Annotated in this window: 10 protein-coding genes; 2 read left to right on the plus strand and 8 right to left on the minus strand. The window is 71.3% G+C overall.

Annotation, left to right across the window (positions count from 1 at the left end; genetic code table 11):
* Window positions 1-14: 14 nt before the first annotated feature.
* Window positions 15-1,004 carry a S41 family peptidase gene (locus WMI84_RS06740; RefSeq protein ID WP_347351545.1) on the plus strand — a complete coding sequence of 330 codons (990 nt, stop codon included), beginning with the start codon at window positions 15-17 and terminating at the stop codon, window positions 1,002-1,004.
* Window positions 1,005-1,218: 214 nt separating this feature from the next.
* On the plus strand, window positions 1,219-2,142 hold the full coding sequence (locus WMI84_RS06745) for a sigma-70 family RNA polymerase sigma factor (RefSeq protein WP_347351546.1): 924 nt from the start codon (window positions 1,219-1,221) through the stop codon (window positions 2,140-2,142).
* 16 nt (window positions 2,143-2,158) lie between these two features.
* Here WMI84_RS06745 and WMI84_RS06750 read toward each other — a convergent pair whose 3' ends face one another.
* From WMI84_RS06750 to WMI84_RS06785, 8 genes are all read right to left on the minus strand, one after another.
* Window positions 2,159-3,076, minus strand: coding sequence for a type II secretion system F family protein (locus WMI84_RS06750; protein WP_347351548.1), 918 nt, complete (start codon window positions 3,074-3,076; stop codon window positions 2,159-2,161).
* 1 nt (window position 3,077) lies between these two features.
* Complete coding sequence (locus WMI84_RS06755; RefSeq protein ID WP_347351550.1) at window positions 3,078-4,925, minus strand: type II secretion system F family protein; 1,848 nt, start codon at window positions 4,923-4,925, stop codon at window positions 3,078-3,080.
* 110 nt (window positions 4,926-5,035) lie between these two features.
* Complete coding sequence (locus tag WMI84_RS06760; protein WP_347351552.1) at window positions 5,036-6,412, minus strand: CpaF family protein; 1,377 nt, start codon at window positions 6,410-6,412, stop codon at window positions 5,036-5,038.
* Window positions 6,409-7,581: an AAA family ATPase gene (locus WMI84_RS06765; protein WP_347351554.1), complete on the minus strand. Its 1,173-nt coding sequence runs from the start codon at window positions 7,579-7,581 to the stop codon at window positions 6,409-6,411. Before WMI84_RS06765 ends, WMI84_RS06760 begins: the two co-directional genes overlap by 4 nt.
* The gene (locus tag WMI84_RS06770; protein WP_347351556.1) at window positions 7,578-8,390 is read right to left on the minus strand and encodes an RcpC/CpaB family pilus assembly protein; all 813 of its coding nucleotides are present in this window, start codon (window positions 8,388-8,390) and stop codon (window positions 7,578-7,580) included. Before WMI84_RS06770 ends, WMI84_RS06765 begins: the two co-directional genes overlap by 4 nt.
* Window positions 8,391-8,406: 16 nt before the next feature.
* A complete protein-coding gene (locus WMI84_RS06775; RefSeq protein ID WP_347351558.1) occupies window positions 8,407-9,615 on the minus strand; it encodes a pilus assembly protein TadG-related protein in 1,209 nt (402 codons plus the stop codon).
* The gene (locus tag WMI84_RS06780) at window positions 9,603-10,022 is read right to left on the minus strand and encodes a TadE/TadG family type IV pilus assembly protein (RefSeq protein WP_347351559.1); all 420 of its coding nucleotides are present in this window, start codon (window positions 10,020-10,022) and stop codon (window positions 9,603-9,605) included. The genes WMI84_RS06775 and WMI84_RS06780 overlap by 13 nt, the downstream gene beginning before the upstream one ends.
* 297 nt (window positions 10,023-10,319) lie before the next feature.
* Window positions 10,320-10,499, minus strand: a complete 180-nt coding sequence (locus WMI84_RS06785) for a Flp family type IVb pilin (RefSeq protein WP_347351561.1) — start codon at window positions 10,497-10,499, stop codon at window positions 10,320-10,322.
* Window positions 10,500-11,002: the final 503 nt, after the last annotated feature.

Raw genomic sequence — 11,002 nt, forward strand, 5'->3', positions numbered from 1 at the left:
CTACGCTCGGTGGCGTGACGCGGGACGGACGGTGGGGGCACCGGGCGCTCTCCTTGGCGGCCCTGGTGGCGGCGGTCGCCGTGGCCATGGTGGTGCTGAACCCGTCGCGACCCGAGCCGGACGCAGAGCCCGGCCCGACGCCGACGCGCCTCTCCGCGGCCGAGGAGTACGCGCGGGCCGCCCTCGAGCTGATGCCGCAGGCCCTCTTCGTCGACGAGTCGACCTGGCCCGCGGTGGTACGCCGCACCATGGCGGCGGTGCGCACCGCCCGCACGCCGGCCGACACCTACCCGGCGCTCTACCTCGCCCTCGCGCAGGCAGCCGGCCCGCTGGGCGAGATCGTCCCACCGGAGGACGTCCTGCTGACGCAGGCTGCCGAGCCGGTCTCGGTCGCGGTCGCGGACGGAGTCGGCCGGATCACGGTGCCGCCCATCGGCGAGGTCGGCGCGACCGCCGCGTCGGCGCGGGCCACGGCGGTTGCGGACCGGATCATGGCGACGCGCAAGAAGGTGACCTGCGGCTGGCTGGTCGACCTGCGGGAGACGTACACCTCGGAGGACTGGGGCGCCATCGCCGGGCTGGAGCCGCTGATCCGCCCGGGCTGGGCCTTCGGCCTGCGGGACCGCCAGCAGCGGGAGTACCGCATCTCCGTGGCGCTCGGTTCGGTCTTCGCGGACGGACGGCCGCTGGCCACCTCGGGACGCTCCGTCCCCCGCAACGAGCAGCCGGTCGCGGTGCTCCAGTCCGCGCGGACCGGCGGCGCGGGCGAGGCGCTGGTGCTCGCGCTGCGGCGCGGCGACCGGGTGCGCACCTTCGGGACGACCACCAGCGGGCAGCCCGTCCTGCAGCGCTTCCCCCTCTCCGACGGCGCCCGGCTGGTCCTGCCGACGCACCGTCTCGTGGACGTCGCCGGCCACGCCTACCCGCGGGGCATCGCGCCGACCGAGCGGACCGACGACCCGGAGCGCTCGGCCCTGAAGTGGCTCCACGACCGGTGCCGCTGACCCGGCCCCGCACCCGAGGTGGGCGCGCGCCGCCGTCCGGCTGGGCGGCATACCCCCGAGGGAGGTGCGGTGACGACCAGAGGGAGCTTCGGCAGATATCTCGTGCCACGACAAGGTTGACGTCCGGCCGCAGACGTGCGACGGTCGAAGGACGGGTCAAACCACGCGCCCGCTCAGCTTCCCGGCAACGATGCACGGAACGGAGCCAGACGCGATGTCCCTGCCCATGTCACTCGCCCGCACCACCTCGTCGCACCCCGGTCCGCACGGCGAGCGGACCGAGCGGGACCAGCGCATCGAGGACTGCTTCGAACGACTGGACGGAGCCAGTCCCGGTGAGCGCGCGGCGCTCGAGACCGAGATCGTGCGCCTCACCCTCGACTTCGCGGACCGGATCTCGCTGCGCTTCGCCCACCGCGGCGTGGACCGGGAGGACCTCGTCCAGATCGGCCGGGCCGCGCTCGTGGCGGCGATGCGCCGCTACCAGCCGGGCGCGGGGCGCAGCTTCACCTCCTTCGCGGGACCGACGGTGCGCGGCGAGCTCAAGCACTACTTCCGGGACGCGACGTGGTCGGTGCGCCCGCCCCGGCGGCTGCAGGAGCTGCGCACGGTCGTCCGGCGCAGCCGGGACTGCCTCGAGCAGGACCTCGGCCGGACGGTCACCACGGCCGACGTCGCCGCCGACCTGCACCTGCCGGAGGACGCGGTGCGCGAGTGCATCGGCGCGGAGGCCGGCTACCGCGCCCGGTCGCTCGACGCGCCCGCCCACGACGCGCCGGCCGGGGCGGGCCCCCTGTCGGAGCTGATCGCGGCCGATACCGACGAGTTCGCCCGGGTCGACGCGATGCTCAGCATCCGGTCGGCGATGGCCCAGCTGGACACCCGCGAGCGGCAGATCCTGTGGTGGCGCTACGTCGAGGGCCGCACCCAGGTCGAGATCGGCGAGCGCCTCGGGGTCAGCCAGATGCAGGTCTCGCGCCTGCACCGGGCGATCCTGGGGCGACTGCGGGCGGTGCTGGAGAGCCGGCCCGGCACCGGGCCGGGCCGGCGTCGCCGCCCCGCTGCGCGACGGATCGGCACCGGCAGGCCGGGGTGTGACGTGCCCAGCCAGGCTCGGCCGAAGCTGCGCACCGTCTGACCCCGGCCTGCCGGTGCTACAGGCTGGATGAGAACGCGTCGATCATCCGGATCGCACCCGGCCCGATGATGACGATGAACAACGCCGGGAAGATGCACAGCAGGAGCGGGAAGAGGATCTTGATGGTGACCTTCTGTGCCTGCTCCTCGGCCCGTTGCCGGCGTGCCACGCGCATCGCGTTGGTCTGCTCGCGCAGCACCGCGGCGATCGGCAGGCCGAGCCGGTCCGACTGTGTGATGGACGCGACGAAGCTCTTTACATCGGGCAGCACGACCCGCTCGCCCATCCCCGAGAACGCCTCGGCCCGGGACTTGCCGATCTGCATCTCCGAGATGACCCGGGCGAACTCGCCGGCGATCGGTCCGTCGACGTTACGGGCCACGTGAAGCAGGGCGGTGTCGAAGCCCTGGCCCGCCTCGACGCACACGGTGAGCATGTCGAGTGCCTCGGCCAGGCCCTTGGCCACCTCCTGCTGTCGTTTGAGCCCGAGGTTGTAGACGAGCAGGTCCGGCAGGAAGAAGCCGACCGCTGCCAGGCCCGCCGCCAGGAGCAGTCCGGTCACGCTGAGCCCGCCTCCGTAGAGCAGCCCGAACAGCGCGCCCAGGAGCAGAGCGGCGCCCTTGACCCCCATGACCCGTTCGACCGTCCAAGGAGCGGGGTTGCCGGCTCGGTCGAGGCTTCGACCGAGCCGTTCGGTGGTGCCCGCCGGCGACACCCGGCCGGCCAGGCTCCGGGTCCGGGCCAGGAGGGGCAGCAGCAGCCGGTCCTTGGCCGGCAGGTCGGTCCGCACGACGGTGCGGTCTCCGGCTCGTCCTTCGATGAGCGCGAGCGACCGCGCCACACCGGACCTGTGGGACAGGTTGGCCGCCACGACCAGCACCGTCGCGACTATGCCGAGGCCGACCAGGCCGACCCCGAGATAGACCATGTTCATCTCACACCTCGATCCTGACGACCTTGCGCATCCAGAAGATGCCGGCCACGAGAGCGACCGTCCCGCCGACGAGCATCACGACGCCGGGCAGCGTGGTCCACAGCAGGCTGACGTAGTCGTAGTTGACCATCGTCATGTAGAGGAAGATGCCGATCGGCAGTGCGATGAGGATGTAGGCCGACAACCGTCCTTCCGCGGACAGGGCGCGGACCTGGCCCCGGAGCGTCTCCCGCTCCCGCAGGGTCCGCCCGGCGGTCTCGAGGGTCTCGGCCAGGTTGCCGCCCACCTCACGCTGGATCCGGATGGCCATGACCGCCATCTCCATGGCACGACTGCCCATCCGGGTGGCCACCCGTTCGAGGGCATCGGAGATGTCAGTGCCGATCCGGGTCTCGGCCAGCGCCCTGGAGAACTCCTTCGCGACCGGCTCGGGTGAGTCGCGGGCGACGGAGTCCAACGCCTGCGGTAGTCCGAAGCCGCTGCGCAGGCTGGTCGCCACCAGCAGCAGCGACTGGGGCAGAACCCGCTCGAAGGCGGCGCCACGGCGATGGGCGAGGAATCTCAGGACCAGCTGCGGGAGCGCGAAGCCCAGCAGGAGACCGGCCGCCAGCCCGACGAGCCTGAGCTCACCGGCGAGGACGAGGCCGAGGGCCAATCCCACCACGCCGGCGACGACGCGCAGGACGAACCACTCGCCGGCGCGCAACGGCAGGTCGGCGCGGTTGATCAGGCTCAGCGTGGTCGCGGTGGACCTGCGTCCACGCATGGCCCTCTCCCCGAGGTCGACCAGCTGCACGGCGATCGGCGTCGGGGCGCGCCGGCCCGGAGCGGCCGAGGCGGCGCGGCTCGGCGCGAGGTATCCCTCCAGGGCCGCGAGTCGACGCTCCCGCCGGGTACTCAGGTCGGGCGAGAGGATTCCGTAGGCCAGCAGCATGAGTGCCAGGGCGACGGCCCCGGTTGCCAGCCAGACCAGGATGGACGGCCAGCCCGTCGCGACGGCGGGCGCGGGTGACGCGACGACGGCGGGCCCGGGTGCGGCCGCGGCGGTGGGCGACGAGGCGAGCGCGGCAGCCGGTGCGAGCGGTTGCACGACCGAGAACGGCTGTCCTGCCAGGCTGCCGGTGATCTCGAGCGGCCCCGGCGCAGCCAGCGGCGTGGCCAGCTTGATCTCGAAGCGCGCCTGGGACCGCAGGGTCTGGGCGGCGGATCGGAACGCCCGGCCGACCGCCGGCGCGTCGGCGGCGGCCACGACCGCGCCCCTGCCGGCCGAGGCCAGCTGCGACAGCGCGGCGCTGGCCTGCGGGTCGTCGGTGCGGAAGCGGACTACGTCGAGTCGGATCCCGTCCTCGGCCAGTTTCCCGGTCAGCGCCGCCAGAGTCTTCTCCGGGTGCGCGCTGGTCGTGTCCGCGCCGTCGCTCAGCAGGACCACGCTTCGGTCCCCGTGCGGACCGAGCGCGGTGACGGCGGCCTGGACGGCGGCATACAGGCTCGTGTCGCCCTTGGCGGTGAGTCCGTTCACGACGCGTTGCACGGCAGCCCGGTCGCTGGTGGGCGCCAGGTCCACGCCGGCGGTGTCCGCGAAGGTGACGACGCCCACCTTGACGTCCGAGGGCACCTGCTCGAGGTATGCCGCCGTGGCCGACCTGACCGTCGCCATCCCACTGCGGCCCATCGAGCCGCTCGTGTCGATGACGAGCATCGCCGCCCGGTCTTCGTGCGATACCCGCTCGACGCGCATCGTCACGGGTTGTTTGCCGATGCTGGCTCGCAGCCGGTTCGGGTCGACGTCCTGAGCGGACGCCGTCCGGAAGGTCAGCACTCCGGTGACCTGCTGCTGCGTGCTCTGCACGTCTGTGACGGTGACCGGTGCCGACCCGGCGGCGTCCGCCGAGGCGGGCGTGAGTCCGACGAGAAGCAGGGTGGCCACAGCGGCCAGGCGCAGTCGAGACAACACGGCGATCACCGGCCCGGTCGCGAGAAGACCTGCAGCGGCAGCTCGATGCCGAGGTCGGTCAGGTCCTGGGTGAACTTGGGGCGGACCCCGGTCGGGACGAGCTGGCCCCGGAAGCGACCGTTCTCGTCTCGGCCGGCCGAGTAGTCGAACGTGAAGATGTCCTGGAGCGTGACGACATCCCCTTCCATGCCCACCACCTCGGTGATCGCGACGATCCGGCGGGTGCCGTCCTTGAGCCGGGACTGCTGGACGATCAGGTCAACGGCGCCGGCGACCTGCTCCCGGATGGCGCGGACCGGTAGGTCGACCCCGGCCATCAGCACCATGGTCTCCAGCCGGGAGACGCTGTCCCGCGGCGAGTTTGCGTGCACGGTCGTCAGCGAGCCGTCGTGGCCCGTGTTCATCGCCTGGAGCATGTCCAGTGCCGCGCCGTCTCGTACCTCGCCGACGACGATGCGGTCCGGGCGCATGCGCAGCGAGTTGCGGACCAGCTCGCGGATCGGGATCGCCCCCCGGCCTTCGATGTTGGGGGGCCGCGACTCGAGCCGGATCACGTGGTCCTGGCGCAGCTGCAGCTCGGCGGCATCCTCGATCGTGACGATCCGCTCGTCCTCGGGGATGAAGGAGCTGAGCACGTTCAGCGTCGTCGTCTTCCCCGATCCGGTGCCACCGGAGATGATCACGTTGCGTCGGCCGCGGACGCAGGCCTGGAAGAAGTCGCGAACCGCGACCGAGAAGGTGCCGAACGAGACGAGGTCCCGGTCGGTGAACGGGTCGGCAGAGAACTTGCGGATGGTCAGCAGCGAGCCGTCCAGGGCGATCGGCGGCACGACCGCGTTGACTCGGGAGCCGTCCGGCAACCGGGCGTCGACCAATGGGCTCGACTCGTCGACTCGGCGTCCGACCCGGGAGACGATCTTGTCGATCGTGCGGCGCAGGTGGGCATCGTCGGCGAACTGTGCCGAGACCGGGAACAACCGGCCCCCGCGCTCGACGTAGATGGAGTAGGGGCCGTTGACCATGATCTCGCTGACCTCGGTGTCACGCAGATATGGTTCGAGCGGGCCGTGCCCGAGGATGTCGTCCAGGATGTCCTGGGCGATCCTGGTGCGATCCGCCTGCGACAGCGGGGTCTGCTCGGCCTCCAGCACGTCCTGCAGGGTGCTGCGCACCTGCGCCGCGAGCTCGGTCTCGGACAGGTGCGGGTCGTACAGGCGCGGGCCGAGGGTCTCGACGAGGCTCTGATGGACACGCTCGGTCACCCGGGCATGCACGTCCGGTGTGTGTCGCGGCCGGTGCTGGTCGGTTGACTGTTCGGCGGCGGGCCCGGCGGCACCCTGCACCTGACGGGCGCGGTCGAGGCGTTCTGCCAGTGTGGTCATCTTCTGCTCCTCAGCAGCCCGAAGGTGCGCTTGGTGGTGTTGTCCTGGACGGTCTCGCCGAAGTGCCGGCGGATCTCCTGGTCGGTCAGGTGCCGGATGGCCTGTGCGACCGGTCCGCCCGGCTCGTCGAGCACGATCGGCACGCCTCGGTTGACCGTCGCGGGCACGTTGACACTGTTGGGGATCTCGGCCGCGATGGGCTGCTTGAGCGCCGCGGCGACCTCGTCCACCCCGAGCCCGACCTTGAGGCCGGCGCGGTTGAGCACGACCCGGCGGTTCTCCACCGGGGCCCCCAACGTGTCGAGCGTGTCCATCGCGATCCGCAGGTTCTTGACCGCCGGAATGTCCAGCGTGGCGATCAGCAGCACGAGGTCGCTCACGTCGAGGGCGGCCAGGACATGCTCGGTGAAGGAGGGCGGCGTGTCGACCACCACGTAGTCGTAGCCGGTGCGCGCGACGCGCAGCAGCTCGAGGACGGCCTCGGCGGGGATCCGGTCCGCCTCACCCGGCTCGGCCGGGGCGGCGAGCACGTCCAGCCCGCTCTCCTGATGGGTGGCCACGACCGACTCGACGCCCTGCCGGTCCAGGTGCCCGCTCATCGGCACGATGTCACCCACCGAGCCGTTCGGCATCAGCTGCAGGCTGATCGCGACGTCACCGAACATCAGGTCGAGATCGACCAGCAGCGTCCGCGCCCCGGTGGTCGCCAGGTAGGCCGCCACGTTCGTGGACAGGGTGGTCTTGCCGACCCCTCCCTTGGCCGAGAAGACGGTCACGATCCGGCCTCGGCCGGCGCTCTGGCCGGACTCGCCGACGAGCTGGGCGGTCAGCGACCGGCTGCGTCGCACCGCGTCGGCGATCGCCGCCTGGTCGTCGGCCTGGACGACCTCGCGGACCCCGCTGCGCAGGGCCTGGGCAAGCAGCGCCACCTCGAGCCGGTGGCGCAGCAGCACGACGCCGGCCGGGGAACGCTGCACCCGGAGTGTCTCGGCGAGCTCGCAGGCCGCCGTGGCCGGGATGTCGGCGCCGATGACGACCAGCTGCTGGGCCGCGTCCTCCTCGAGCGAGCGCACCACCTGGTTCGCGTGGGACACGAGCTCGACATCCTCCCCGAGCACGAGCCGGTACTTCTTCGCTGCGGCGGTGTCCGCCTCCCACAGCACGGTCATGGCTTCACCTGCTTGAGGACGTCGGCCGGGCTGGTCTTGAAGATCGTCAGGTCGTTCGTGTGCGCGTTGGGGTCGACCTTCACGTCGGCGCCCCGGAGCCCGGCGTAGAGCGTGTAGTCGTTGATGCCGTGGGCCAGCCGGACCGCCTGGTCCGGGGAGACCGCGACCGTCACCAGGAAGCTCGGGTCGTCCGAGCCCTTGCCCTGGTCCGCGTCCTTCGCGGTCGGCTGGGGAGCGGTCAGCGCCGTGTTGCCCATGGCGATGACCTGCACGTCACCCAGCAGCACGGTGGTGCCCTTGAGGTCCAGGTCGTTGAAGGCCTTGGTCCGCGAGTCCGACCCGGCCAGCTTCATCCCGTGGGTCGCGTAGATGGTGATGTGCGAGCCCGGGGTGACGAACTGCCCCACCCGGGCCGGGTCGGTCAGCTGGACCGACATGGCGAGCTTCCCGGGCGGCACCTCGATCGCCTTCTGTCCGACCGGGGTCGTCCCGAACCGTGCGGTCAGCAGGAGCTCGCCGGGCTGGATGTCCGAGAGCGCGAGCAGGTTGTTGTTGTCTGCGTCCACCTGCGCCAGGGCGCCCAGTGGACGGGCGGCGGCGGCCACCCGGGTCTGTGCGACCAGCTCGGTCCGTACGGCCTCCTTGAGGGTCGTGCCGGCCGGGACGAGCTTCTCGGCGACGTAGACCGGGACCGGCTGCTGGCCCGCGACGGCCCGGGCGTCGGCCCCCCGGACGTAGCTGATGATCAGGGCGCTCCCGGCGACGGCGAGCACCACGGCGACAAGAATGGCGACAAGGCGGCGATTCATTTGATGTTCCTTCGTATTATCCGGCTGGCAGGACCAGGCGTGCCCCGCGGTCGACGGTGCCGAGACTGATCGAGTCGAGTGGTTTCTGGCCCGAGGTGAACCATCCCCAGATGTAGCTCACCGAGGCATTGCATTTGCCGGTGCAGACACCGGCCGGCTGGTCGTAGACCGAGAAAGACTTGTCCGGATTTGCGGCGGGCATGTTCGCGAATCCGGCGAGGAAGAACGACGCCACCCCGGAGATCTTGTATTTCCCGTTGTCGGAGACCTCCACGAAGACCGGGATGAAGACTTCGGTCCCGACGTACTTCTGCAGGTCCATCGATCCCTTGCAGTTGTTCGGCAGGCTCGCGCCGGTGCTTCCCTGGACGGTCCCGGTGGCCGCGATGTTCGCCACGCACCCGGGGGTCGCGTCGAGGAACCCGAACCCGCCCGGATACTCCTGACCCGGGCTGCCACTGCACTTGTGGTCACCCGAGTCGTGCGTGAAGATCCCGGTGGCGTAGCCGCCGTCGGCGATCACCGCGGGCAGCTTCGTCGAAGAGCTCCCGGGCGGTGAGTCCTGGTAGGGCGGCGACGGCGCATACTTCTGCCCGGCCACTCCGCCGATCTGGGTCTTGTTGGCCCAGTCGCAGGCCCCGATAGTGATCGGCAGCGTGGCGCCGGTGCCGCCCGGGGGGCCCCATGCCGCCCGTGCGCAGGCCGTGTACCGGCCGCCTGGGCTGCCGCCGGCGAGGGTGCGGGCGAAGTCGGTGGGCAGCAGGGTCTCGCCCTTGCTGCCGAGGGTGCGCGGCCGGGTCTCGACGTAGGAGCCGGCCGAGGTCAGCCAGCCCGGCTTGGGCAGGCACTCGGTCAGGTCGGTGATCGCCCCCGAGGACGTGCACAGCGACACGCCGAGCGCGGCGGCCGTGGCGGCGGGCGAGGCACAGATCTGGTCCTTGGACAGGTCCATCGCGCCGTCGTTGGCGTTGTCGTCGCCGAGCGCCCCGATCCGGGCCAGCGCTGCCGAGTCGAGCGGGGCACAGCCGGCGGCGTTGCCGGCGCAGTCACCGGCGATCGCCATGGCGCTCGCGTCGGCCGCGTTCTGCAGCTGCCGGCGTTCCCACATGACCTTGCCGACGTCCGACGACACGGCCAGCGCGCCCAGGCAGACCCCACCGGCGAAGAGGATCGCGACGATCATCGCTGCGGCTCCCCGCTGGCCGTGCTCTCTCAGCCTCCGCATTGCATGACCGCCTTGGCCGAGAGTGAGGTGGGCAGTGCGCTGCCCGCCCCGACGAGGCTCAGGGCCGGCTCCAGGACGAGCCAGGTGAAGCCGGTCGACACCGAGACGGCTGCGTTCGACCCGGCCGCGCAGGCCCCGGGCGTCGTGACGGTCAGGTCGGCCGGCGTGATGCCAGGCGCTGCCGCCCGCGCACGCTGTGTCACGGCAGAGGCGTCGTAGGGCTGCAGCACGACCGCGGCCCGGGCCCCTTCCCGGGCGGCGTTGGTCAGGACGACCTGGGTGTAGAACGCTCGTCCGAAGTCGACCACGCCACCGATGACGGCCAGCATCAGTGGCAGCACCAGCGCGAACTCGACGGCCGCAGCGCCACGCGTCCTGCGGCGGCCGGCATGATTCAGGCGCACCATTTCCCCTCCCAAGGTTTGGCGCAGAATGAGGCTGACGGCCCCGGTCCCCCGACCGGACGGTCCTTCAGCGGCTCCGGTCCCCCGACCGGAGCAGGTCTTGCATCAGCTCCGATCCCCCGACCGGAGCAGGTCTTGCGTCAGCTCCGATCCCCCGACCGAAGCGGGTCTTGCATCAGCTCCGATCCCCCGACCGGAGCGGGTCCCGGCCCCGGTTCCCAACCGGGGCCGGGCCCTTTGGACGATCGTGTCCGGGGTGCGACATCGAGATCCGATGCGCACCCCGGACTGGTGAGCCGATCAGGAGGTGGCCGGCAGCGCGTCCTTGACGGTCTCGAACAGGCTGTTCAGGCTGCCCCCGAGGAGCCCGACGGTGGCGATGATGGCGACCGCGATCAGCGCGACCATGAGGCCGTACTCGACGGCCGTCGCACCCTTGTCCGTGCGGAGCGTCTGAAGCTTTGCGGCGAGCTTGGTCATGATGAATTCCTCCCTTTTGTGTGGGACACCCCTTATGTCCCAACCGAGAATCTAAGGCACCGAATGTGCCCTGTCCGGAAAACCGGGAAAGTTCTTCAGAGCCGGTTAGGGCTGCTGCGGACCTGGGCACCAGAACGGGCCCGGGGAGTCGCACGGTTGCTGCGATGACGCCTGCAACGAGTGCCGCGATGAGCGCGCACCCAGCGACGGCTGGTCCGGGCCCATGCCCCCCGGCATGGGCCCGGAACGACCGCACGGAGCCTTCGAAGCCTCCGCGTGACCACCTCCCAAGTAGGACAGTAGCGGAGCAACGACTCGATGTCCTTGAATCCGAAATTACCGTCAGGTCGGATATCTGGATCCTGGCGACAGGCCAGCGACAGGCCAAGGACGCCCGGCGCGGAGGCCGACCCGTCGACACGACGATGCCGCTGGGCGGGAGGCCCGCCCAGCGGCATACGCGCTCTCAGGGCAGCCGGAGCAGGTGGACCGCGACGGCATAC

This window comes from Intrasporangium sp., from assembly GCF_039812505.1.
Taxonomy (GTDB): Bacteria; Actinomycetota; Actinomycetes; order Actinomycetales; family Dermatophilaceae; genus Intrasporangium_A.